The sequence below is a fragment of the Candidatus Methanomethylophilus sp. 1R26 genome, from assembly GCF_001481295.1.
Lineage (GTDB): Archaea > Thermoplasmatota > Thermoplasmata > Methanomassiliicoccales > Methanomethylophilaceae > Methanomethylophilus.
On the sequence record NZ_LOPS01000050.1, the window covers coordinates 30257 to 54697 of the forward strand.

26 protein-coding genes and 1 pseudogene are annotated in these 24441 nt (G+C 53.5%); 7 read left to right on the forward strand and 20 right to left on the reverse strand.

What is annotated here, in order from left to right; translation table 11 throughout:
• Both AUQ37_RS09000 and AUQ37_RS09005 read right to left on the reverse strand, forming a co-directional pair.
• The gene (locus AUQ37_RS09000) at positions 1–1011 is read right to left on the reverse strand and encodes an iron ABC transporter permease (protein ID WP_082662518.1); all 1011 of its coding nucleotides are present in this window, start codon (positions 1009–1011) and stop codon (positions 1–3) included.
• Between the two features lie 132 nt (positions 1012–1143).
• The gene (locus tag AUQ37_RS09005; RefSeq protein ID WP_058748317.1) at positions 1144–2520 is read right to left on the reverse strand and encodes an ABC transporter substrate-binding protein; all 1377 of its coding nucleotides are present in this window, start codon (positions 2518–2520) and stop codon (positions 1144–1146) included.
• A gap of 198 nt (positions 2521–2718) precedes the next feature.
• Here AUQ37_RS09005 and AUQ37_RS09010 point away from each other — a divergent pair, with 198 nt between their 5' ends.
• Positions 2719–3846 (forward strand): metalloregulator ArsR/SmtB family transcription factor, encoded by a 1128-nt coding sequence (locus AUQ37_RS09010; RefSeq protein WP_255354920.1) that lies wholly within the window; start codon positions 2719–2721, stop codon positions 3844–3846.
• 83 nt (positions 3847–3929) lie between these two features.
• Here AUQ37_RS09010 and AUQ37_RS09015 read toward each other — a convergent pair whose 3' ends face one another.
• From AUQ37_RS09015 to AUQ37_RS09045, 7 genes are read right to left on the reverse strand one after another with little or no spacing between them, the layout of a single operon-like run.
• Entirely contained in the window at positions 3930–5234 is a 1305-nt protein-coding gene (locus AUQ37_RS09015) for a nitrogenase component 1 (protein WP_058748319.1), read from the reverse strand.
• Positions 5231–7384 carry a nitrogenase component 1 gene (locus AUQ37_RS09020; protein WP_058748320.1) on the reverse strand — a complete coding sequence of 718 codons (2154 nt, stop codon included), beginning with the start codon at positions 7382–7384 and terminating at the stop codon, positions 5231–5233. The genes AUQ37_RS09015 and AUQ37_RS09020 overlap by 4 nt, the downstream gene beginning before the upstream one ends.
• Positions 7385–7420: 36 nt before the next feature.
• Positions 7421–7756 (reverse strand): ABC transporter ATP-binding protein, encoded by a 336-nt coding sequence (locus AUQ37_RS09025; protein ID WP_235585058.1) that lies wholly within the window; start codon positions 7754–7756, stop codon positions 7421–7423.
• 32 nt (positions 7757–7788) lie between these two features.
• Positions 7789–8223 carry an ABC transporter ATP-binding protein gene (locus tag AUQ37_RS09030; protein ID WP_058748322.1) on the reverse strand — a complete coding sequence of 145 codons (435 nt, stop codon included), beginning with the start codon at positions 8221–8223 and terminating at the stop codon, positions 7789–7791.
• Between the two features lie 4 nt (positions 8224–8227).
• On the reverse strand, positions 8228–9361 hold the full coding sequence (locus AUQ37_RS09035; RefSeq protein ID WP_235585059.1) for an iron ABC transporter permease: 1134 nt from the start codon (positions 9359–9361) through the stop codon (positions 8228–8230).
• A 55-nt stretch (positions 9362–9416) separates the two neighbouring features.
• Positions 9417–10331, reverse strand: a complete 915-nt coding sequence (locus AUQ37_RS09040) for an ABC transporter substrate-binding protein (RefSeq protein ID WP_058748323.1) — start codon at positions 10329–10331, stop codon at positions 9417–9419.
• 15 nt (positions 10332–10346) lie between these two features.
• A complete protein-coding gene (locus AUQ37_RS09045; RefSeq protein ID WP_058748324.1) occupies positions 10347–10757 on the reverse strand; it encodes a hypothetical protein in 411 nt (136 codons plus the stop codon).
• A 340-nt stretch (positions 10758–11097) separates the two neighbouring features.
• Between AUQ37_RS09045 and AUQ37_RS10200 the strand changes: the two genes are divergently transcribed.
• Positions 11098–11241, forward strand: coding sequence for a hypothetical protein (locus AUQ37_RS10200; protein WP_157844404.1), 144 nt, complete (start codon positions 11098–11100; stop codon positions 11239–11241).
• Positions 11242–11244: 3 nt separating this feature from the next.
• Here AUQ37_RS10200 and AUQ37_RS09050 read toward each other — a convergent pair whose 3' ends face one another.
• The gene (locus AUQ37_RS09050; RefSeq protein ID WP_058748325.1) at positions 11245–11574 is read right to left on the reverse strand and encodes a cupin domain-containing protein; all 330 of its coding nucleotides are present in this window, start codon (positions 11572–11574) and stop codon (positions 11245–11247) included.
• 239 nt (positions 11575–11813) lie between these two features.
• Between AUQ37_RS09050 and AUQ37_RS09055 the strand changes: the two genes are divergently transcribed.
• The 4 genes and pseudogenes from AUQ37_RS09055 to AUQ37_RS13185 all read left to right on the forward strand — a co-directional run bounded on the left by AUQ37_RS09055 (position 11814) and on the right by AUQ37_RS13185 (position 14984).
• On the forward strand, positions 11814–13601 hold the full coding sequence (locus tag AUQ37_RS09055) for an AIPR family protein (protein ID WP_058748326.1): 1788 nt from the start codon (positions 11814–11816) through the stop codon (positions 13599–13601).
• Positions 13571–13918 carry a hypothetical protein gene (locus tag AUQ37_RS09060; RefSeq protein ID WP_058748327.1) on the forward strand — a complete coding sequence of 116 codons (348 nt, stop codon included), beginning with the start codon at positions 13571–13573 and terminating at the stop codon, positions 13916–13918. The genes AUQ37_RS09055 and AUQ37_RS09060 overlap by 31 nt, the downstream gene beginning before the upstream one ends.
• 25 nt (positions 13919–13943) lie before the next feature.
• Positions 13944–14557, forward strand: a pseudogene (locus tag AUQ37_RS13180) (DNA cytosine methyltransferase).
• On the forward strand, positions 14550–14984 hold the full coding sequence (locus AUQ37_RS13185) for a DNA cytosine methyltransferase (protein WP_058748330.1): 435 nt from the start codon (positions 14550–14552) through the stop codon (positions 14982–14984). Before AUQ37_RS13180 ends, AUQ37_RS13185 begins: the two are co-directional and overlap by 8 nt.
• Positions 14985–15000: 16 nt before the next feature.
• Here the strand turns inward: AUQ37_RS13185 and AUQ37_RS09080 are convergent, their stop codons facing one another.
• The 10 genes from AUQ37_RS09080 to AUQ37_RS09125 form a co-directional block, all read right to left on the reverse strand.
• A complete protein-coding gene (locus AUQ37_RS09080; RefSeq protein ID WP_058748331.1) occupies positions 15001–15945 on the reverse strand; it encodes a PD-(D/E)XK motif protein in 945 nt (314 codons plus the stop codon).
• Positions 15946–16653: a DUF6339 family protein gene (locus tag AUQ37_RS09085; RefSeq protein WP_157844406.1), complete on the reverse strand. Its 708-nt coding sequence runs from the start codon at positions 16651–16653 to the stop codon at positions 15946–15948.
• Positions 16654–16664: 11 nt separating this feature from the next.
• Positions 16665–17600, reverse strand: a complete 936-nt coding sequence (locus AUQ37_RS09090; protein ID WP_058748333.1) for a hypothetical protein — start codon at positions 17598–17600, stop codon at positions 16665–16667.
• Positions 17597–17986 carry a hypothetical protein gene (locus AUQ37_RS09095; RefSeq protein ID WP_058748334.1) on the reverse strand — a complete coding sequence of 130 codons (390 nt, stop codon included), beginning with the start codon at positions 17984–17986 and terminating at the stop codon, positions 17597–17599. The genes AUQ37_RS09090 and AUQ37_RS09095 overlap by 4 nt, the downstream gene beginning before the upstream one ends.
• A gap of 2 nt (positions 17987–17988) precedes the next feature.
• Positions 17989–18774 (reverse strand): hypothetical protein, encoded by a 786-nt coding sequence (locus AUQ37_RS09100; protein WP_058748335.1) that lies wholly within the window; start codon positions 18772–18774, stop codon positions 17989–17991.
• Positions 18775–18801: 27 nt separating this feature from the next.
• Positions 18802–19227, reverse strand: coding sequence for a hypothetical protein (locus AUQ37_RS09105; RefSeq protein WP_058748336.1), 426 nt, complete (start codon positions 19225–19227; stop codon positions 18802–18804).
• Positions 19215–19682, reverse strand: a complete 468-nt coding sequence (locus AUQ37_RS09110) for a hypothetical protein (RefSeq protein ID WP_162262221.1) — start codon at positions 19680–19682, stop codon at positions 19215–19217. Before AUQ37_RS09110 ends, AUQ37_RS09105 begins: the two co-directional genes overlap by 13 nt.
• 19 nt (positions 19683–19701) lie before the next feature.
• A complete protein-coding gene (locus tag AUQ37_RS09115; protein WP_058748338.1) occupies positions 19702–21612 on the reverse strand; it encodes a Z1 domain-containing protein in 1911 nt (636 codons plus the stop codon).
• A gap of 161 nt (positions 21613–21773) precedes the next feature.
• The gene (locus AUQ37_RS09120; RefSeq protein ID WP_058748339.1) at positions 21774–22295 is read right to left on the reverse strand and encodes a hypothetical protein; all 522 of its coding nucleotides are present in this window, start codon (positions 22293–22295) and stop codon (positions 21774–21776) included.
• Positions 22296–22587: 292 nt separating this feature from the next.
• On the reverse strand, positions 22588–23613 hold the full coding sequence (locus AUQ37_RS09125) for an IS5 family transposase (RefSeq protein WP_157844409.1): 1026 nt from the start codon (positions 23611–23613) through the stop codon (positions 22588–22590).
• A 405-nt stretch (positions 23614–24018) separates the two neighbouring features.
• Between AUQ37_RS09125 and AUQ37_RS09130 the strand changes: the two genes are divergently transcribed.
• Positions 24019–24438: a very short patch repair endonuclease gene (locus AUQ37_RS09130; RefSeq protein WP_058748341.1), complete on the forward strand. Its 420-nt coding sequence runs from the start codon at positions 24019–24021 to the stop codon at positions 24436–24438.
• The last annotated feature ends 3 nt before the right edge of the window (positions 24439–24441 follow it).

A 24441-nucleotide genomic window follows, 5' to 3' on the forward strand; every position in this document is an offset into this window, starting at 1 on the left:
TCACACCGACATCGAATTATTCCTCTTCATCAGCATGTAGACCAAAAGAGGCCCTCCGACGAGAGCGGTGATCGCACCGACCGGAAGGATGGTCGGAGCGATGACGGTCCTGCCGATGGTATCTGCCACGATCAGAAGGATCGCACCCACCAAAGCAGAGGACGGAATCAGATACTTCAGTTCGCCTCCTATAATGATCCTGCAGACCTGAGGGGAGATGAGGCAAACGAAACCGATAGCCCCTGTGAATGCAACGGCGACAGCTGTGCAGACGCATGCTATCACGATCGCAATCAGACGAACGTTGTTCGCATTGATTCCCAGCGATTCTGCTGTATCGTCTCCCATCTTCAGGATGTTCAGATCTCTGGAGAGATACAGCGCCGCTACGACGAAGACCAATGCAGTGATCCCTACGTAGAGGACCATCCACATGGAGCATTCGTTCAGGCTCCCCACTGCCCAGAAGACTATGTCCTTAGTAGTCTCCGGAGAGGCGAAATATTGGAGTATAGTGTTGCAGGCACTGAACACCTGAGATATGGCAACGCCGCAGAGGACCAATGTGACCGGGGTCACAGACCTTCTCGCAGCTGCCATGAGAATGACGGAAACGGGGATCATCGAGAAGATGAACGCGCTCATGATGACCGCAATCGTTGAATTGGTCATCCTCAGTCCGAATGAAATGGCGAGAGCCGCCCCGAAGCAGGCGCTGCTGGATATCCCCAACGTATAAGGCGTGGCCAGAGGGTTCCTCAGCACCGATTGGACGATACACCCGCCGGTGGCGAGTATCATCCCGACGGCCACGCCCATGAGGACGCGGGGAGCGCGGATCGTTGTCACCACTATCTTGTCTGCCCTATCCCCGACATCGAATGCGTCGGGGAATATCTGGTTCACCAATATCTTGTAGACCTCGAAAAAACCAATATCCGCGGACCCCACGGTTATGGTGTACCCTATGCAGATGAAAACGCCGATGACCAGCAGTAAAATGAAAATTATCCTTTACGAAACAGTCTCCAGACGCCTTCGCGATCTCCGGTTTCAGATCTCATCCAGTCGAACAACGTTTCACCTTTCACACAGACGAAGATTTGATTGGGGTTTGAAAAGGTTTGAAGGTGATCTGAACGATCAATCGTCCGCTTTCGGCCTGTCACCCCACGCGATGATGGCGTCCCTGTGCTCAGAGAAATCATATCCGTCGAGAGAAAGCCAGTTCACACAGAATTCTTCCATGTAGTCATCAGGATCGAATCCGGCCTTCTCGCACTGCTCAGGGTAGAATGCCTGAACGAAATATGCTGCGGCCATTATCCCGCCTGTGCTGCCGTTCCTGAATTCCTGAGGCAGCATGATCAGGTGGTCCTTGTCGATGTTGTTCTGGACGAGAAGAGGCTGATCGGCAACGCCTGCGATGGCTTCGTACATCCCGGACGCATCCGTGGCCGTCCATCCGCCTTCAGGCACTGAGGTGTCCACGCCTTTCCAGGCGTACCTCTGGAAGTGCATCGTGATGAAATCGACCTTGTGATCGTTGAGCCACTCGGCTTCAATCGTGGACCCGTACGCGCCGCTGTCATAGCCGGCGTTTTCCTGAGCCACATTGTAGCCTCCGGCGAGATCTACTGCCTGACTCACCGTGTCGGCTTTGAGATAGGCAGAAAGCGTGGCATCGTCCTCGTTCGTGAGATAGTGCCCGTAGTTGGATACCAGGATCCTTTCCTTATCCTCATCGCTGATCTGGGATGAGATACTGTAGATCGTGTTCTTCAGGTCGATTAGGAATGATAGATAATTCTCGGCCCGTTCCTTGTTTCCGAATATGTACCCGGCCTCAAGTATTCCCTGAGCCCAGACCGAACTCTCCAGATTGATGCAGTCCGGTTCATACAGTCCCAGATAGACCACGTCCGTATCGGGAAGATGCTGCGTGGGGCTCTCCTTCTGCGTAGGGCTGAAGACCAGATACATATCCAGGTTCAGCTTGGCCATTCTCTCCCAGTCTCCACTGAACCACTGGCCGGACTCTGATTTCCCCTCGCCGAAGAGGATGTCGGCATAATTCTCAATCGGAGGCCCGCCGGCGATGACGCGGTCACCGACGCCCATGATGGCGCAGATCTGGGCGTTCTGAACCTGGAACGCATAGATTCTCTGCGGGTTCGTCTTCACCTTCATAAACTCGCCGAGGCCGTCATTGAAACACACGTACGTGGCAGTGTTATTCGCAAGAGCCTCAGCCTGGGCCTTGTCATCAGAATCCACGACTCCGTTGTGGTCCGCATCAGCGAATGGATATTGAGATCCCCAGTCGATGTCGTTCGACACATCATCATCGGAATTGCAGTCGATTATCTTCTGGATCAGATCCGCATCGTCTCCGTCCACAGTCCAGTTTCCGTCAGCATTGCCGTACACCTGAAGGGTCGTTGTGAGGTGGGATTTGTTCTGGGAATCGTTGCCATCGTCAGACAGTGTGAAAGCAGCGACGGCGGCGCCTGCTGCCACAATAATTGCGACGAGCAGGAGTGCAAGGATTTTGGTCTTCAGTATATCACCTTAGTTGGATTATTAATCCAATACGAAATTCGACGAAAAGTAGTATATTATATTTTTTGGAATTGAACAAAATAATATCAAAAAATTTTGAAATATTATCTAAAAGATTTGAATTAAGTACATGAACAGTGAAAATGGAGTGGTAAATTGTCGATTTCTGCAGACAGCGATGGCGGGGAACAGCTGACCGACAATGAGCGCGCAATCATACAGTATTGGGATTCGCATGCTCATGCTTACGGGATGATCGCTCAGATCAGAATGAACATGCCCAACAAACTGAAACAGATCTTTGAGCAGATCGCCCCCGGAAACAGATCTCTCAGAGTTGCCGACATGGGCTCGGGAATCGGATATTCTGCAGTGACTTTAGCGGAGATGGGGCATGACGTTACCGCTGTCGATCTGGGCAGGAGGATTACGGATGAGGCAGAGAACATTGCAGAAAGCAAAGGTGTGAAAATAAGATTCGTAATCTCGAACCTTTATCACACAGGCCTGAAAAAGGGGTCGTTCGACATTGTTTCCGCCGTCGACACCCTCTGCCTTCTGGATGACCCGGGAAAAGCTGTGACGGAATGGGTCAGCTTGCTCCGGCCGGGAGGGCGGCTGGTCATCGTAGACGGCAATTATTTCATCACGAAAATAGAGGAGTACAATAAAAGAAGAGCCTACTTCAAAATGAAATACGGAAAATCCGAGCACGAGCGCGATCTGGGAAACGGGAGCATCGATTATCCGGCACTGGAGGGTCTGTGCCGGGACCTGTATGCCAGCAGAGTCAGGAGGCCCGGATGGGAATTGTGGTTCCTCCAAGGCCTCGGGATGAATGAGATTGAGATCGAAACCCTTGATGAGGAGACATTCTATGATATCTCGAAGAACGGGAAAATGCTGTTCCCTGTGAAATACGCTCTTTCCGCCCGCAAGCCGTTTTTCTCTGAGAATTCTGTACTTAATGACACTGACAGCGACGTCGATCTCATCAAGAAAATGACTACGGATTCAAACAATGATGATGTCGCAGCAGTGATGAGCGCTCTTTCGAAAAAAGAGCGTGTCAAGATAATCAGGTGCCTTGAAATGAGTTCCCTTACTGTTTCCGAGCTTATGCTGATAACAGGACTCAGAGAGAACCTCCTATCATATCATTTGAAGGTGCTGAAGGAGGCCAATCTGGTAGAATCGGAGAAGAACGGCAGGGAGATAACATACATGCTCACAGACAGAAAATCTGCAGCATCGATTCTGAATATCGCAGAAACGATGCGTTAACAGAAAATTAATATCTGGCACTTTGAAAATTTGGGATTTTCCCGCATCGGGGATTCTATTTCTTTATCAGCCGGCGATTGCAATCACCTGAAGTCCGCCATCGTCGGCTGCCCGCAGCTGAACTCTCCCCTGCCGTTGATGATCCCGTCCAGGATATACCTGCAGCCGCCCAGCCCCACCAGGCTGGAGTCCCTGAACTCCGCCTTGCGGGCGTAAGGCGCGGAGATCCCCATGCATGAGCACCTGGGGTGCTCCCTCTTGTACTCGGTCGCCTCGTAGCCGTCGGACATGAAGACTGCGGTGGAGAACGGATCGGGCTCCGCGCCGGCGGCGTCCTCCGCTCCGCATTCCCTCAGGAACGCTGATATCTCCCCGTCGTAAACGGACGGCCCGCAGTACTGCTTCCTTACCGATCCGGGGACCAGGCCGAACCAGTCCCGCAGGAACCTCATGACCGGAAGGGTGTCGGAGGGCATCCCGGACACGGCGCAGCACTGCCCGCGGAAGGCGCGGGCGTCCTTATCGCAGTTGCGGAGGACCCGCAGGCAGCGCTCCTCCTCCCTCCGGACCATTTCCAAAGCGGGGTCGGGGGAAAGATCCAGAGCGTCGGAGACGTCCTCCAGGAACGAGCGGACAGCATCGAAGCCGACGGGCGAGCCGGCCTTCGGGACGATGGCCGGGACGCCCTTCTTCCGATAGACCTCCGCGGTCTTCTCCGAGTTCTCGGGATGGAGTTCGATGACTGCAGAGGATTGGAACGATGCGGGGATATCGCTCACGGACGAGCGGCATCCGATGAAATGCACCTCTCCGACGCCCATCGCCGAGAGGAGCTCCCGGATGTTCTGCATCCCGAAGTGCCAGCTGCTGTCCGCCATGGTGTAGCCGAGGACGGTCAGGGAGGGCCTCCGGCCCTCCCCTCCCTCCCCGGCGTACCGTTCGGCGATGAGGGCGGCAGAAGCATCGTAGCCTTCGGCCGCGGACATCGACGAGAGCTCTGACGGAGCTGAGATGACCCTCCCTTCCGCGCCGGCATCGCGGATGGATTTGTCCTCGTCGGCGGCCTGCAGGCCCGAGGCGAGGGTGTCGATGAGCATTATGTCCCCCAGCGAGGCCGCCAGGACCGAGCGCAGCCCCTCGGAGATCTTCCTCCCGGACCCCAAGACCATGTCGTCCCCGTTGAGATAGGTGCAGGGAAGGGCGGACTGCCTGGACAGGAACTCCGTGCGGCAGCTGCCCGGGTCCTCCCCGAGATACTCCTCGGAGAGCTCCCGCCAGAGGTTCAGGGCGCGGGAGCGGCATCCTCCCGGCCCGTTGATCATCGCCCTGAGGCCGCACCCCTCGGCGGCCAGGACGGCCCCGATGAGGCCGTCGGGCTGCACTTTCATCCGCAGCACCCCCCGGGACCGTTCCCGGCGCCGCACCCGGCATGACCGTCCGAACGGTACGCGACCGCCTCCGGCGGGAGATGCAGGGAGCGCACGATCCTCCCGGCCCAGTCGAGGGCGCCGTCCGTGCCGTAATACCTCTCGCCGAGGCCGGTCCACGGGAGGCCGGCCCTCCCGGCGCGCATGTCGCCGGAGACGATCAGGTCCGCGGAGACCTTCTCCGCCTCCTCCCTGAGGGCGCACAGCGGGACCTCCTCGGCCCGGGGGATCTCCGGGTGCTCCGACGGAGGCTCCCCGCGGTCGACGAAGTTCGCCGGCCAGTGGGCGATCTCGGCCACCTCCATCCCCAGGTCCTGCAGGACGTCGATGTGCCAGTCTAGGTCGAAGTCGGACCTGGTGTAGATCAGCGCCCTCTTCCCGGCGGCCTTCGGCCGGAGGCGGGAGAGCCCCTCTTCATAGCGCTTTCTCTCGGCGGCCAGGAAGGCCGCGCCGGCCTCCTCCCTCCCGGTCATCTCCGAGAGGGCCTTCACCCAGCCTTCCAGCCCTCTCATGCCGTGCATGAAGGGCACCGTGCGCACCTCCCGGTGCGCCTTCACCGCCTCCGCGATCTTCGAGTAGAGCCCGCGGGGCTCCACCTGCAGCAGGTACCGGGCCTCGGAGACCGCCAGGATGTCCTCCATGCGGGCGGTGTCGGTGAACCCTGTCGCCCTCCTGAGCCCGAAGGCTCCCAGGATGCGGTCCAGCTCCGCGCGGCCTTCGGCAGCGGCGGCCATGCTGCCGCCCATCCCGAGCATGGCGGCCGTGTCCGGCACCGGCTCCCTGTCCCAGTCGACCAGGCCCGCCAGGGCCCTCGCGGCCCCGCCGAAGCACCCCCATTTGGAGCCGAGGAACTTCCTGTCCGAGGGGACGACGATGACGTGCGCGTCCTCCAGGCGCATGTCATCGGCGATGCTCTGAAGGTCGGAGCCGAGGATCTCCGAGGTGCAGGTGCGCACCACGAAGATCCACCTGAAACCGTCAGCGTAGGCCCTCGAGATTGCGTCGCGCAGGGCCCCTGCGTCGCCCGCGAAGGACGACAATCCGTCCACGCCGCTGCTGTAGACGTTGCATGCCCTGGCGACCCCTCTGGAGAACGACGTCCAGTAGGTCTCCCTCCTCCAGGCGTACTCGTCGAGGAAGGCGCAGTTCCGGGGCCCGTGCAGGACCACGGCGGCGTCCGCGATTCCGGAAAGCAGCTCGAAGGCCCCGTGAGAGGTGCAGGCGGGCATGACGAACCTCCCGCGGTAGGAGATCCCGCGCTCGCTGTCGTAGGAGTCGAAGCCGCAGGTGTTTCGTACTGCGGCGCCGGAGGTGTCGGTGACCGGCTGCCCGGCGGCGATCTGGGTCATGGCCCTGTCTGAAAGCGGGGAGGCTTTGACCCCCATCAGCTCCCCTTTCATCGCATCCTCCACTGCATCCGCCAGGGCATTGAGCTGCCTCGCGGGCTCCGAATCTGGGAACAGGGAGCACAGCGTCCTCCCGGCGGCCTCCGCCTTGGAGAACAGGGGGCTCCTGCCGATCTCGGCGACGATCGGCACCCCGGAGGCGGCGGAGAAGGACTCGGCCCTCGCGCGGTCCTGCGGGTCGCGGCTGTTGAGCACCAGGCCCAGCACGCAGGGCGTCCCGTTGAGGTTGACGATGCCGCGCAGGATGTTGTTGGCGGCGTAGAGCGCCATGAACTCCTCGGAGACGATGATGAGGATGCCGTCGACGTTGTTCCGGCGCATGGGGACGCTGAACCCGCCGCAGACGACATCGCCCAGGACGTCGCAGATGCGGACGTCGGTGCCTTCCGGGGTGTGGTCCTCCATGTAGGAGAACATGGCGGTCATGCCCTTGCCGGCGCAGCCGATGCCGGGCTCGGCTCCGCCGCATTCCACGCAGGAGATCCCGTTGTCGCCTTCCTGCACTGCGTCGCCTTCCTTCTCGGTCAGGCAGTCGAGGAAGGTCCGCTGGGGGACCCCGCCGGTCAGGAGGCGGGTGGAGTCGTGCTTGGGGTCGCAGCCGATGTGGAGGACCTTGTGGCCGCGGAGGCTCAGGAGATAGGAGAGGTTGGAGGAGACGGCGGACTTGCCGACGCCTCCTTTGCCGTAGACGGCGAGGCGGTACATTCTGGAGGGGATATGCATATTGGATATATATTCCATCTAAACCCGGAAGATGCAATCCTCAGTCACTGTTCGAGAATGCTGAACCGAGGATGATATGAGGCGTCCGTGATCGACGATGACCTCTGCCTCTATCCCATAAACCGTTTCCACAGTCTCTTTGGTAATGACTTCCTCCGGCGGCCCGACCTTGTAGATCTCCCCGGGAGGGCGCATCACTATCACTTCATGAGCATATTTGGCCGAGATGTTGAGGTCGTGGCTGATCATCAAAACAATCATATCATCTTCTTCGGCAAGAGCACGCAAAAGTTCTGTAACATACACCTGATGCTTCACATCGAGATTGGATGTGGGCTCGTCTAGGATCAGCATCTTCGGTTTCTGGACCAACCCTCTGGCGATTGCTACCTTCTGATGCTGACCTGCAGACAGTTCATTGAAACCGCGCATGGCCAGATTTCGATACCCATCATCTTCATGACCTGATGGACTATCCTGAGATCCTCTTTGCTTGTCTTCCATTTCTGACGGCTATAGCGTCCGATCATGATCGAATCTATGACCGGCATAGAGAACAGGTCCTCCGTCTTGACTGGAACATAAGCCACCGATTTTGAAAGCTCTTTCAGGGATATTTCCTTCAGATTACGGCCGTCGATGAAGACATCTCCTGAGGTCGGAGATAGGAGTTTGTTCATGCACTTTATCAGAGTGGACTTCCCGACACCGTTGGGACCTACGACACAGTAGAGGCCCGGTTTATCGATCCTGAGATTGATGTCACGGAGAACAGGCAATTTGCCGTAGGAGAAATCGACATGGGACAAAATCATCTCCATGCTTTCACCCCCATACTCTGCTGTCACGTTTCAGGATTATCCACAGGAACATCGGACCTCCGATGAATGCCGTTATGACTCCCACCTGAATTGTGGCAGGAGCAATTATCGTTCTTCCTACAAGATCGGCAAGAATCAGGAGTGCCGCTCCGAACAGCATGGATGCAGGAAGCAAGTAACGGTTGTCTGCTCCTATGAAAATCCTTACAATGTGAGGGGCCACAAGCCCTACAAATCCTATCAAGCCTGTGAAACTCACTACTGATGCCGCCATAAGAGCCACGATCACCATACAGATTTCGCGCAGAGTATCGGCATTGATACCGAGAGACTTGGCGCTGTCATCTCCGGTAGCAAGAACATTGAGTTTCTTAGACAGGAACTGCAGAGCAACGATGCCGGGAACAACAACCGCCAACATGACCGGCACATCATCCCAACCGGCATAGGTCAGAGTGCCGACGCTCCACTGATATATCTCTTGAAGGGACTCGGCATCAGCCCACAGCTTAATCATCGTTGTGCAGGCGTTGAATATGTACATCACAGCGATGCCTGCCATTATCATGACTGTAGGGGAGGTATTCTTGATCCTCGCAACCAATATGATGACAAGCATCGGCATGAGCGAGAACACGAAAGCATTGGCCACGATCGAAGTGGATCCGAAGATGCTAATGCCCATGATAGATGCTAAGGTTGCGCCGAACATCGCTCCCGATGAAACGCCTGTGGTGTAAGGATCGGCAAGAGGATTCATCAGCGTGCTCTGCATCACGGCCCCGCAGATGGCCAGAGCGGCACCGGTGATGATACCGATCACAATCCAGGGCGCTCTGAGATTGATTATCACGTAATCCTTGTTGACGTCCGTTATATTGTCCGTAAGATGGTCCCAGATAATCGCATAAGTCTCCCAAAACCCAATATCATACCCTCCTACTGTGAGAGCATAACCGGTAACCAGGAAGATCACGGCCAAACAGATGGCCATGAATACCCATTTCCTGAGAATGTATCTTGAATAATCCTCATAGGCTTCATCAATTTCAGAACTGTCTTCGGCCTCTTCCCACATCCTGACCGAATCCAGAACAGCTGATTTCAGCAACGGGTCCCTGATGACTTCATCTTTCACATTCTCCACCAGACATAGAGAGAAAACGGCCGGGCAATGCCCAGCCTGAAAAGTTTCAGCTCATTCCGTAGACGATGAGCCCGCCGCACTTCGTGATATCAGTGTACTTCAGTTCTGTGAAATTGTCAATGGACTCTTTGAAGTAATTCCAGGCTGTTGCTTCGTCGAAAATATCGGGCCACATCATGGAACATAACAAAGGCAGAGTACCGATGCCGAGAGTGGTGCCCATCGAATCATAACTGATTCCGAACATCTTGCCGTTCGCATAAGCATCTGTCTTCTCATACAGTGCAAACTTCTCGTCGAATATCTTCTGCACCTCGTCAGGATCGTCAAGTGCACTCAGAGATGCGACTAACGACACCACGATGAAGTCCGGATTCTTCTTCATTATGTCCTCTGTCTGAATCACCGGACAGCTGCCGTTGTCGGACACGATGAGATCATTCATAGGAAGAAGAGACATAGCATAAACATCGCCGAGCATCGAACCGCTGGGATTCTTGGTATCGACGGTATTCTCCACCAGACTGTCGGGGTTGTACGGCATAACATAGGTGTATTCTTTGGTCAGTTTCTTGGCATTCTCCTCGATATAAGCTGCCACACCGTCGAAATAGTCGGCATATTTCTGAGCCGCCTCTTCGCAGGAGCATAGGGTTCCGAGAGTGATGATCGATGAAATGACGTCAATCCCACTGGCGCTTTGGCCAGAGCCCTTGACCATCAGCACATCAATGCCGATTTCCTTCAGCCGGTCGTATCTGTCCTGGTTTCCTGCACCGAGAACAGCTTTAACATCAGTCTTCATCAGCAGCTCACTGTCGAATGTGTAATTTGTCCCCACCATGGTGAAGCTATTGCAGCCAGGGAACATGTCTTCCTTGTAATTGATCACACGATCGGTAGAGGCAGTGATGCGGTCATAAATGCCCAGGGCCATAGCGTCATAACACCCGTAGTACATGTTGACGGCGTAGTCTCAGGTTATAGGATAGGAAACTGAGTATGTGTTGCCGTTCGATCCGGTGTAGTACATGTTGATTTTGTCGGTCTCGTCGCCTTTGACATCGAGAAGTTTCTCCAGATGATCAACATCTTTCTGATCGAGCACTCCATCAGCGTTGGTATCAGCATACGGATTCGCTTTGCAGTCCCATCCCCCGTTCGCAATGAAGGCCTTTATCATCGCAAGATCGTCAGCGTCCAGATCATCATCGTTGTCTGCATTTCCGAATACAACAAGCCGCGAAGGGACGCTGCTAATGTAAACAGATCCCTCCTTCGATCCATTATCATCATCGTCATCGCTCATCACGACATATGCCGCAACGGCAGCAACCGCTACCACGGCAATTATGCCGACAGTCAATATTGTGAACTTAGAATCCATCGGAATCTATTGGATTATACATCCAAGTAGGTATATAATGTTTCCATGAGAAATTCGACAACCCCTGAAACCACACGACTATCACTAGATTTCAAAGAAATGCGTGAAAAAATCAACTTAAATGTGCATTAAACTAGGTTTAATAATTATCATTGATATAGAACGAAATGCGACCAGACCCAACTTTGACAAATACGTCCGAAAACTGCGGAAACATAATCGGAGTAGAAGACCTAACGATGAAAAGGTTCAGCGAACTCTCTGCGGCCAGCGACCTCACGATATTGATGATCAGCCACGACCTGAACCTGGCCGCAAAATTCGCCGAAGGATAATTCTCATGGCCGAACCAGGAATCATCCGCAGCATCGGGACACCTGAGGAGGTGCTGACGGAGAAGAACATCGAGGAGGTCTACAGGGTTTCCTGCAGGGTCATCGATGACTGCGGTTCTCCGCACATCATCCTTCAGTACATCGCCTGAATCTCAGATCTCCGGCACAACGGCGAAGAACACGAGGTCCTCGTTCCCCTCGCAGATGACAGTGTGAGAAGAACCGCACGGACAGTAGTGGCAGACTCCTGGTTCAAGTGCCTCTTCCTTCCCGTCGCAGATTGCCTTTCCGTGCCCGCTGATAATGTACTCGATCTCGCGGTTTGAACTGTGGGTATGAAGCCCGACTGTGCACCCGGGACGCACGCGCATCATCATGATCTTGACGGCGCCGTCCTTGAAGAGCTTCTGGAGGACGGAGCCCTCGCCGCCCTGGAAGGACTTGATCTCATTCTCCGGCATGCTGTTGAAGTCGATTCTCATGCCTGAGGATTTTAAATTGACAGATAAATTGATTTTCGATATTGAAATGAAATTATGAAATCACCACAAAACCAATTTTGCGTGCAGTGATTTCATCGGCTTCTCCGGAAAACAAACATGCTAGCGCTAAGGTTCTAACATACAATTGTTAGCAAGTTGCTTTTCATCGTGATGTTAGAAAATTGAATAAATAACCTGTTATATGTAAATACTTGAACGTCTATATCATCAGTATGGAAATGGAAGAATTCAGGCACGAACTGATTTCCGACATCAATGAGAATAACGATGACCAGGAGTCCAGAAGAGAAGCGTACCTGGGTATGGTCGTCAATGATCTGACGGAATCCAACGAAGCCGTAGGTTTTGACGGCTGCCGCTACAACGGGAAGGCCAAGAACGGGCGCGATATCGAGATCGACGGTTATCATTATGATGAGGACGACGGCACGCTCTGCGTTTACATCTGCAGGTACATCGGCGGGGATGAAGCAGAGACCCTGACCAGGGCGGAAATCGAGCACCTGCTGTCCCTGGAGACGGAATTCATCAACTCATCCTTCGACGGAACTATCGACGAGAACAGCCCCGAAAACTCCCTGGAGCGCAACGTCGCGGATTTCATAGAACTCTACAGAGAAAAGATCCAGAGGTTCAGGCTGTACATCATAACCGATAAAGTCCAGACAAGCAGGACCGTGAAGAACCTGAGCATCGATCTCGACGGGAAGAACGCGCAGATCAGCATCTTCGACATCAGGAAGTATTTCGAACTTGTCAGCAACAGCAAGGATTACGAATCCAGCGAGATCGAGCTCGAGGATTACGGGTATCCCGGAATCAGCTGCATCAAAGCCGACACCGGCGAGGAATCCGGATACGAGGCCTACCTGAGCATCATCCCGGGCAAAGTGCTCTCCGAGATTTACGATAAATACGGCTTCCATCTGCTGGAGGCCAATGTCCGCTCTTACCTCAACCACACCACCAAGATCAACAGAGGCATCAGAGGGACCATCGTCAACGAACCCGGGAAATTCTTCGCATACAACAACGGGATAACAGCAACCTGCTCGGACCTGGAGATCTCCCAGATCAACGGGAAGAGCATGATCACAAAGGTGAAGTCGCTCCAGATAGTCAACGGCTGCCAGACGATGGCTTCCATCCACGATGCGGATGCGAACAGCCGTCCGAAGATAGATGTGAGCTCCGTAATGGTTCCCCTGAAGATCATCAAGATTGGCCCGGAGCACAACAGCGACCTCACCATGAAGATCTCCAATTACTCCAACAGCCAGAACAAGCTGAGCGATTCGGACTTCTTCTCCAACAGCCCATTCCATATCAAGATAGAGAGGATTTCCAAGCGCCTCGATGCCCCAGCGGTTGACGGGTCGATATATTCGACCAAATGGTACTATGAGCGCGCCCGGGGCTCTTACCTGCAGGAACAGTCCGGGATGACGCCCGCTGAACGCAGGAAGTTCCGCGCAGAGCACCCCAAGAACCAGTGCATCACGAAAACGGACCTGGCCAAGTACCGCAACACCTTCGAGATGCGGCCTCAGTTCGTGAGCAAGGGGACTCAGAAGAACATGAAGAAGTTCGCTGAGACCGTGGAGAAAGAATGGAGCAACACCAAGATCAACGGGGCCTCGTTCACCGACAACTACTACAAGGAGACGGTTGCCATGGCGATCATCTTCAAGAATCTCGAGAAGGCCATCATGAACCCTGAGCTAGCCCCTTGGTACCAGAACGGGTACAGGGCGAACATCGTGACTTATTCCATCGCCAAGCTCGTCTACGAGTTTTCCGAAATAGGCGCCTCCATCGATTACCTCCGCATCTGGGCGGATCAGAGATGCCCCGAGTGCATCAGGGATCAGCTGCTCAGCATAGGGAAGCTGGTCTTGGAAAAATTACCGCCCCGTCTCACGGGGACGTCAGGGAGTTCTGCAAGAAAGACGATTGCTGGACCCTCATCAAGGGGATGGAGATCGACTTCCATCCCGAAGAGCTGAAACCGTACCTCAAGAGCACGGCCCGCACCAATTACGAAAGGAGAGTATCGTCCCGGCAGGAATCCGACAGAGGAAAGATGAACGCCAGGATAACGGTCGTGAATCTGGGGAACGAATTCTGGAAAAAAGCGGCCAGCTGGGCCGCTGCTTCCGGAGGATACGGGGGTGGCGAGATCTACCTGCTCAACAAAGGGGCGGAGATGGGGCCCGGGAACGTTCCGACAGAATACGATGCCGTGAAGATGCTGAAAATCCTCGAAAAATGGAGAAGGAAGGATTCCAGTAATCGAGGCCTTGCAGCAAAAACCCGGAATTAATTAATACAGGACAGTATTGAGCGGTATGACCTCCAGGGATTTCGATTTCATCGACCTGTTCGCAGGCATCGGGGGAACCCGGAGAGCTTTCGAATTGGCAGGGGGCGGATGCGTATTCGCCTCTGAAAAGGATGAGGCCGCCTGCAAGGTTTATGAAAAAATTTCGGGATGGAACCTAACAGAGACATCACCGAAGTCGATCCCAGCGATGTACCAGACCATGATGTTTTGGTAGCAGGATTTCCCTGCCAGCCATTCTCTCTCGCAGGGAACAGGCACGGGTTCAATGAACCTGACAAAGGCACCATGTTCTACTGCATACGCAATATCGTCAGAGAGAAAAAACCAAAAGCATTCTTTCTTGAAAATGTGAAGGGACTCCTAAGCATCGAGGGCGGAGACACGATAAAGACGATGCTTCACCTCCTCAGAGATCAGTGCGAATACTACGTTCCGGAACCGGAAGTAATCAATGCTCTCGATTTCGGATTGCCACAGGACCGGGAAAGAGTGTTCATCGTAGGATTCAGCAAAGAAACCGGCATCGAAGATTTCGAATACCCGGCTCCGATGATTTCTGCAGAAAAAGGAAGAAGCTCCATCTCGGCACAGTGTTGGAAGACTGGGAGAGATGCCTAAATTAAGAGACAAAATCCCCAAGAAATACTACCTGTCAGAGGGCTATCTGAAGTGCCTCGAAAATCATAAAGAGACCCAGAAAAAGAAAGGATACGGCTTCGGCTACTGCATCAAAGATCCGGAAAAGGATCCGGCCAGCACTCTGATGGTGGGCGGAATGGGTAGAGAGAGAAATCTCATACAGGATCCTAATATCGACATGAACAGCAAAGACACGGGAAAGAAGACGCCCATCAACGAAGGACTCATCCGCACTCTGACTCCCAGGGAATTCGCCCGCCTTCAGGGATTCTCAGATGATTTCGACTTCAGTATGGTCTCGGACATCAACGCCTATCGGCTGTTCGGAAACTCGGTGGCGATACCTGCAGTCAAGGCAACTGCCGACTGCATCATAGAGAGATTGTCCCAGGCCGGCCTCCTGTGATATCCGGTCCTGCAGCTCACAGTTTTTTGTCGTTTGAGTAATGTTTGGAAATTTCTCTCGCATCGATCCGCTCATAGTTCAGTGCGCTGAGATCTGTGACGTATTGAATACTTTTGATGCCTTCCGGGATTTTATTGTCCTTGAACGATTCAGACGTTATCTTCGGGAACTTCTCGTCTACCAGATAGACCCTCATCTCGACGAGCCTGTATTTGGTTGTCAGAGCCTGTGTGCCAGACTGACCCCGTTTGCGTATGTTTTCCAGAAGCATTGCTCTGTCTTCGGAAGAGACAGAGTTCAATACATCTTCCAGGGACAGCCCGCTTTCCGAACGTTCGAAAATGCAGTATACCAGATAAAGAGGGTTCTCCCTCTTCTCCAGCTGGAACTTACTTGACACTGTAATCTCCAGCTTGGTCCTGTCGACAGTGGATTTTACCTCATAGTCCGAGTTCGTTCCTATGATGTCCACGACGGAAAAACTGCATCCTTCCCATTTCATCCCGGAATCTGATTCCCTGAGATGAAGATAGGACAGGACTTCTCCCAGAACATCGTACGGCTGACAGTCCACATTGCGGTTCCCGATGCTCTTTTTCCATTTCTCCCACCAGGAAAGAGGATCTTCGAGGAGCGCCTCCCTCTTCTCTCCGTTCTCCCCGGGACTGACGAAATCAGCGCAGACGATGCTGAATACATCGATTCCCTGCCGATAATCGCTGATCAGGCTGATTCTGGTTCCCGGTACACCGTTCCGAGAGCAGCTGCTGCTCTTGATTCTGATTTCGGAAAAGCTCTCGTCGATATCTGCGGAGTTGCTTGTGAAGATGCTGACCCCGAACTCGTTTCCCTCAAGAAAGATCTGCGCAGGATATCCATCAGGCAGATTTCTGATGTCCCAGAATCCGTCGCGGAAAGCATTTTTCAGCACATGTCTGATTTCTTCGGATAGCTCGGACATTCAAGCACCGCACCGATTGAAGAGCATTTCAACATATGCATCCAGGCCGCCATCGTAAAGCTCTGGCACAATGGTTGCGCAGTTTAACACATTGAGTTTTAGCACTCTTTTCAGAAGGATTTTCCCGTGATTGGGCGTATTGCCGTATCTCCTCATGATGCTCCTGCAGAGTTCGACACGGTATCCGTTGCCTTTGCGATCGAGCAGCTGGTAGATGTCGTCCGATCCGTTGTTTTTCAGTATCTCGTAGGTTTCATCGAGCGAGTCATTCTGCATCGAGAGGTAGATGTACCACCAGAGGGATTTGAACCACAGCCTTGCACCGATGCTCCAGCACCTTTTGGCGTTAACCCGTTCGGAACCTGCCCAGCGGGCGTACATGATGCCCGGCACGACCTTCATGTGAATATAGATCCAGATATCGTCTTCGGAGGCTATGGCCGGGGTCATGCCCATCGATTGGACTGTATAGCGGTACAGGTCGACAGCCAGCTTAAGATCCATTGAGTAGTCCCAATGCTGATAGCAGACATCGTCTGTGCCGGTATATTTCCTGGCCGCCCCGTACAGATAAGCCCTCAGTTTCGAATAATCGTCGGAGATTCCGGAAACCTTGTCGAGCGACCATTCTTCCAACTGCCGGTCAAATGTATCCGTATCCATTTTGTTCAATGAATCGGTCAGGGATTTTGCTTCGATCTTGCTCATTTTCATCCAGTTCATAAGCGGATCGCCCCCTCGACATACTCCCTGATGGATTTGGCCAGAAGTTCGGGGCTGCTCCAATCGAAACCGTTTGTTTCAATGATGTACTTTATCGCTTCCTGTATTGACCCGATGGGAGGGTTAGCCTCGGTGGTGATGGCCTCCCATTCTTCATTTTTGGACTTTGCTTTCTCGATGATGCACTGCACCGCCGATGACATGACCTCGATCAGCATGGGTTCTGAGAAGGTCTCCGGACTACTCCTGTCCAGAAGCTTGTAGTTTTTATGGGCCCGATTGATGACGACTGCGACATAATCCGAATTGAATTGATCGCTTGAGATGTCATACCAATTGCAGTCAACCCACCAGAGCGGAGCTCCGGGCACGCTCTTCTCCACCACCGGGAACCGGTCTGCCGGCTCATCCGCAGTGAACCTAATCTCATCGATGTAACCGAGTATGGTCCCGACAGGGCAGCCGTCCATGTTTAACCCGCTTCCGGGATCTGAGAGATAAGCGGCAACCCTTACCGTTATCCCCCTGCGGTATTCGGTCCTCTGGAACATCAGTTCCTTTTCGATTGAAAACCCATCCTTGCTTCCGAAATCCTCGAGCCTGACAACATCTGTGCGGCATGAATCGGGAGAGCTGATAATCAGCGCTATCCCTATCCGGGCATCCAGATCGACCTTGCCTTCCCTGCCGAAGAACTTGTCCGGGCTGGCAATGAATATCTTCAGGTCTATCCCGAACCCAAATGCGGACATGGACCACAGTTCTTTCGGATCGCTGATCTGGATTTCGCCCGTGTGGTCATACTGGCATTTCAGTTCGATCTTTTTCCCTTGCGAGATGTAGAACGGCTGCAGATAGGAACGCGTATATCCCGCTTCTTTGACATCCGCCTCGTTTACTCTCGGGTAAAACGAACCGAGCATTTCGATCATTGCGGAATCACCTCGTAATCGAGCCCGGCCAGGATCCTTCTCTCCGAGCTTTCGAAGACCAGGGTCCCCTGCATGCTGCAGTCGGAGTAGGAGGTCACCTGCACTCCGTAAAGAGCGCCCCTGCTGCTTCTCAGCGGCTTTGCCGAGAGATATTTTTCTGTTTTGATGCTGTCGTCGGCTATGTCGATTCTGACTGCCGCATCCTTCAGCTTTTTCTTGTCCGCGGTAAGCGAGTCTACCGACAGGCTCTTCAGGGTGATGGGGAACACCGTTCCTATCGATTCTTCATCTTCCCAATCTGAACTGTTCATAATCTCGGATTCCGTCTGCACAACGGGAAACAGCCTTACCGGGCATCCGTTGTTCAGATCGATGGTGAATTTCACGATCAGGCGGCCGTCTGACAGCTCCGTGTCAAGAACCTCGAAATGAGACCTGCGGTTATTATGGGCAGTTTTCTTCTTTTTAAGCGTAACCGTTTTGCTCTGAGGGCCCGAACCTCCCGAAGATATCTCCATTTCCGAAGGGGAGACGTGGGAAGGAACAGTTCCGTCATTACCCTGCTGATGGATGACGGCCCCTCATATTGCTCCGTACTGTCCTTGGAGAATGCTTTGGATAATTTGCTCTGAATATTGGACTGAATCTTCTGAATCAGCGTGAACCCCTGGCGGTCGGCCCAGCTGTCATGGGCTTCCTCTTCGCAGGAACGGACGTATTCTTCGACTTTGTCGAGCCCGTTCTGCTTGTCGCGGAAATCCGCTTTCGAGTTCAGCCTGAAGAATGCTATGAGCACCTTGTCCTGGGGGATGTTCTGAATTCCGGAAATCCACGCGCTGTTGCCAGTTTCATATCCCACGATCATGGCTGGTTTTCTGCAGTATGCGATGATGGGGTCCCCCTGCTTGGCTTCGAATTTCCCTATTGCCGAATAGACATTGCGGAATTCCTCCGTTGTCTTGGTGCCTTCAAGAGATCCGATATCTGCGAGGGCCCACATGAGGTCTCCCACATACATGCCCCTTACCTGTTTTACATCGATGCGCTCACGATGGATCTCGGCTCCTTCCTGAGGGAGAATGGAAGAGCCCGAACTGTCGGAGTCCGGCATCCTGTACATATGTGCCAGAAGGGAGAATACTCCGTATGACTGATTGTCTGACGCAAAGTCCATTCCGAAATTCAGCCGCTTTCTGTTTATCTAGGCAATCAGGTAGGATCCGTCGTAATCCGTATTGTTAAGGCGCGGCGCATACCATTTCTGTATCGCTATCGACAGGTAATCCTCCAGGCTCCGAGTCCAATTCGGAGGCCTTTGGGTGCTTTCGTCGGTGATGCGGGGGGAGACATCATCAAGGAGCTTTTTCGTATCGATATACGGGATGATAATGAGGGTCCCTGTTTCATCGTCTTTGTAACGAACAAGACCGAACACACTCAGCATGCTTTCGATCTCATCCGGATCGTCCTCTGTGAAGGGATACGTGTCTTCCGAGTAATCATCGGCTCCCCCGGTTTTCTTTCCGAAGAAAGCGACTCCCCGGTTCGGGATGTCGGGAGGGATCAGGGCGTTTTCGTTATCGGCATAATCGTCCGCTGGGTCTGTGTTTTCTATCAGCGAAGCCACGAGTCTTTCATGATATCTGCCGTCTTCCTGGATCCTGGATAGTAGATGACGAGGCCTATGCCTACCCTCAGGTAGATCGTCTTGCCGATGCCCCAGTACCCGCCTGCTTCCTTGTCAGATTTTTCGCGGGATATGCGGTAAACCAGATTGTTGATGTTGTTTGAGCTCCTGAAGTCCACTTCGCCGGTGAGCCCCACGGTGTTCTTATCGCCGATGGCTATGAAATCGCACGTCCCGGGATATCTTTCGTTCAGGCATTTGCTTATGAGCTCGAACCTGTCGTTCAGTTCGCCGGCTTTGAACTGGCCCGTGGTGAAGTCAACATTCACGTGGCTGTGCTTCTCGCTGCTCTTGGCCGCGTCCAGGCTGTTTTGGATTGATTCCCTGACGAACATGTCGAGGATGCCGATGTGGTTCTTGAGCCTCCTGTACAGAGACTTTCCAGCCTCTGTCATCTTGGAATCTTGGGATATCTCAATCCTCATCATCGGTCAAATCCTCTCCGCTGACCATTCTCTTGGGTATGTGCAGGTACTTAGCTTCGGCCGTCTCCTTGGTGTCGCTGGGAAGGACCACGCAGACGCCGATCATGTCCGTCTTCGCGTTGAGGTCGTATCTGCGGGTGGATCCGGCTCTGGCCTTTGAATCCTTGTCGATGCAATACAGGATCAGCAGGGGCGTATTGCCCAGGCCCGCAATGATGCGCATCCTTCCTGAGTTCTGCGATATCTTACTCTTGAGGCTGTCGAATTCCTTCTTGTTTTCCGGACTCAGGGAATCCCTGACCACATCCGCTATCAGGTCCGACGGGTTGCTCAGGCTCGCTATCATCGCATAGCGGTCATTCTTGGAACGTTTCTTCCTGACCGAACGGGAGATCATGCCGACTTCCAGATTGCCGGAAATCTCAAACTTCTTTTCGTTGCTGTCGACAGAGCCGAAAACCACATTCCAATTCGAGAGATCGCGGTTCTTCATCCACTTCTTCAGTTCGCCTATCTCGCTGAAACCGTTCCGGTCTCCGCCTTGATCGAAATCGAAGCGCTCCATGAATTCCTTGAATACGGTCTCGTTCGGAACGTTCCTCCATACCGGATCGGATTTCTGGATGGAGCTGTATTCCCATTTCCCTGCCTTCGCCAGGAAGTCCCTCACGACCCGCATGTTGCTTTCCTGGAAATCTTCATCGTCAACAAGGGAAGGAGTGGAGATGGTCTGACCTGAGAAATCAAAGTCCTCGACTGCCGCACGTCTCTTGTTGGCCGCTGTAACATCCACTAGATAGCCCACCTTGGAGAATTTCTTCACCAGCGGCGGGAATTCTTCCGGGGTGTAGATGTCGTAATAGGACCTGATGAAGCTCCTGAGCGCATAATCGACATCGGCAGACAGCTGGAAATCGTCATACGTCTTCTCGGACATCCAGATCCGGAGAAGGAGCTCATAGCCGGGCCGATACCCGAACCAGCGGCCCATCTGGATGAGCGTGTCCATCTGCTTTACGGACCGCCCGAAATACGAGCTCACCAATCCCTCGATGGTCAGCCCTCTGGACAGCGTGTTCCCGCCGACAACGATGAACGCCGTCGCAAATCCGAGTTCCTTTTTCGGATAGATGAGCCGGGGCATCACGGATTCCCAGTCTCCGGGCAGTGTGTCCCCGGAGGAGTTGTCTATGCAGATGTGTATTCCCCTGTGATATTTCGGTTCCCCTTCTTCATTGATCTGGATGTTTGAAGCGTTGAACTCAAGCAGTTCCTCGATGTGAGGTTTGATGGCACTGAATTCCAGATACCCGTTGATTTCCTTCTCATTGATCCCGAAACCTCCCGGGTAATCTCTGCACAGATCCGCGGCGGAGATGAAGCTCTTCACCTTATCGTATACCGCCTGGCATCTGGAAACGGTGATGATGCCGTTGTTCCTCCCCAGGCAGTATTGTATCGCCTCGGCCATCTTCTTGTGGTCGTCCTTGCGCATGCTGGTGTGAACGAGCATGCTCACCGGTTTGGTGTATCCGCGGAATCTCTGAACCCCGACGCAACAGACGAACCAGCAAAGCGCCTCCACCAATCCCGGCTGCGCCTGCTCGGATCCCCGGCATATCGCCCTGGCTTCATTGTCGACCGAGAACTCGGTGCTGACGATATTGAGCCCCGGTGCCCAGTCCTGGTCCGGAAGACCGAAGATTTCCGTCTGTCCGAAATAGGTGTTCGGCGGACGGAGCACCGTTATGAAATTTCTGGGGTAGAGCGATTCCTCGGAGCCTTCGCTGAGGAAATTGGCATACGGCGTGGCAGTGTAGCAGACGTAATTCATTGCCCCGTAATCGTAATTGGCTGCCCCGCTGCTCTTTTTGCCGGACCTGCCGGTGTTATTCACCATCTGCACGATCCAGCGGTTGACCGCCTTCCTCTCCTTATCAGGCTTGGCGGTATTGATGCTGGCCTGATCGGCCTCGTCATCGATGAGAAGGATTCTCAGAGAGCGCTTGTTCTTATCGCTGTTTAACCATCCGTACAGGTCTTTCAGCCTGCTTGAATTTTTCAGACATACGCAGAGATAGCTACGCCGTCGCTTTCCCCCAACCTCATTTTGCTCAGTAGGTTCTGAGCATCATTCTTCTTGGGATTTTCCAGCAATTCAAACCTGACGTCGGATTCCTGGCTCCTGAGATCGTCGTCCAGCCTGTCTCTTGTCTGAATACGCAGGCTGTCGATGGTGCCAGTGAGGACGATGAACATGTTCCATCCGTTGTCAGCCGCCATGGCGATGAGCCCCGCCATGTTTGCGGTCTTGCCTGACTGAACGCTACCGACAACCATGCCTTTCACAGGATTGTCCTTTGTCTCTTTCTTCAGATGCTTAAGGATATTGAAGCACTCTGCCTCTATCCTGTCTACGCTGGATTCTGAAAAATTCTTCTCATGCAGAAGTCTTTTACGATACAACTGCCAGCAAGAAAATTCTCCTTTCGGAAGATCTACTTTGGAACAGTCCCTGTCGCTGAGAGTGTTCGATTCCACATCGTACTCGTATTCTTTTCTCCTCTCTTCGACCTTCCTCACGGAGTCGACAAGTATGATCCATTGCTCCTTGTCTACTATCGGGCAAGATAAGAATTTGAGAGACTGACGGAAATCGGCAGAGTCTATTTCTTGCTCTATTTTATCCCACGGCGTATCGTTTTTTGAAAGATTTTTATCAGATCTTTCAAAACTTCATACTGATCTGAATCGGGATCGAACGGCATAAAATCCGTGTCTCAATCCGTTTACGCATACTAATAAGATTGCCGGAATATTACAACGTTCGATAATTAACTCGCGACAATGATTGCTGCCAGAACCGATGCCGGCATCAGGATGATGCCAGGCATCCGCTCAGCAGGATCGCCCTCTGTTCCTTGTACCTGCTGAATGTCTCCGTCTTCATCAGCAGCTTGCGGACTGCCCCTTTCATCGTGAACGCATGTATCGACTCCCCGAAGAGACGTTTCACGTCGCTGAATCCGCATTCCGATTTCCAACGGCGTCCGTAACCGCTTTTCTCTACCCATTCCGCATACGGCATGCTGCACCAGAGCCTGGTCGCCTCTCCTCTGTAACGAGAACCGCCGTTCACAGGCTTCGTGTTCACTTTGAAGCTGGTGACGAATCTTGTCCCGAGTCTTCCGCAGACGTGATCGAAGTTCTCCGCCGAGCTGTATGCCCCGTCGGCATACACGGTGCCGATACGGTGGCCTGCGGCCACCGCCGCATCCAGCAGGGGGATCATCAGCGGCGAATCGCCCGTGTTTTTGTCCGTCACCGCGAACGCGATGACTTCTCCCGTATCCACATCGGACAGCACATGGAGTTTCAGCCATCCCCTGCGTTTCGGACCCGTCCCCCATTTCTCCTTCCTCCAGAGACAGGTGTTCGAGAGGTTGAATCCGGAAGAATCTATGCCTACGTTGCGCGGGCGGCCGATGACATTGCTTCCTGCCCTGATGATGTACGTTTCGCCATTCTCTGAAAGCATCCGGTCCAGCATTTCCGCAGAACGTTCGAAGAGTCTGGAATACGAAGGTGCCTTCATGCCGTGGCCCTCCAGTATGGCCGCCGCCAAGCCGGCGGCCGTACGGTATGTGCCCTTGATCAGTGTCTGGAGGGATACGATCCAGACAATCATCGAATCACAGAAAGAATAAGGTCTCCCGACCTTCCCCGAGTTCATTTCCGCCAGTTCCTTCCGGAACAGCGGGATCCAGTTTCCGACCGAAGCCGATTCCCTGGAGAATTCGACTGGGGCGAGGTTGTTCGCCCGCTGTTCCTCGGAGGTCGGTTTCCTCGGCGGAAGCTTCACTTTCTTCGGCGGTTCGGCGAATGTGCCCTTAACCTTCACATCGCAGGGGGTCATCCGAGCATCGGTCTTTAAATTCCTCTGAGCCTTATTCCTTCTTGTCATCTGTTGTCATCTCCAGGTGGCCGCCCGCAAGGTGTGGTAATCGTTACGGGCGTACTTCTGTTTTCGAATGAGCCAGCAGTTGTTCTTACTGGCAGTATACAGTATGCATTTCTACTATTTAATACCGAAAAACTAAATATTAGAAGTGCACACGAAACGGTGGTTTATTTAAATACCGTTTCCACTGGAAACCAAAACAGGCGGTCGAGATTACCGCAGATCGGGGCCGTCACAAGTCATTCGGAGAATTGCCGAACGTTGTACCGGAATATTGTTCCGGCAAACCAGAAGAACATCATAAGTGACTTGAAATTCCAAATACGGGTGTTCAGATTTGAGACTGTGGACAACCATACCCCCGAGCAGCGCCATAAGAACATGGCCGCCATCAAATGCAAGGACACCGAGATCGAGGTCCGGCTTCGGAAAGAGCTGTGGAGCAGGGGCCTCAGATACCGGAAGAACTGCAGGGATGTCCCGGGCAAGCCCGATATCGTGTTCAAAGGTGCGAAGGTCGCGGTGTTCTGCGATTCGGAGTTCTGGCACGGGAAGGATTGGGAGAAGAGGAAGGACGAAATCCAATCGAACCGCAATTATTGGATTCCGAAAATCGAGCGCAACATCGAACGTGACAAGGAAGTCAATTCTTTACTCGAGGAGAACGGGTGGAAAGTAATCAGGTTCTGGGGAGAAGATATCGACAAGCACACGTCCGAATGTGCGGATAAAGTCGAAGCCGCCGTCAGAGGTATGCGGAATTGATTT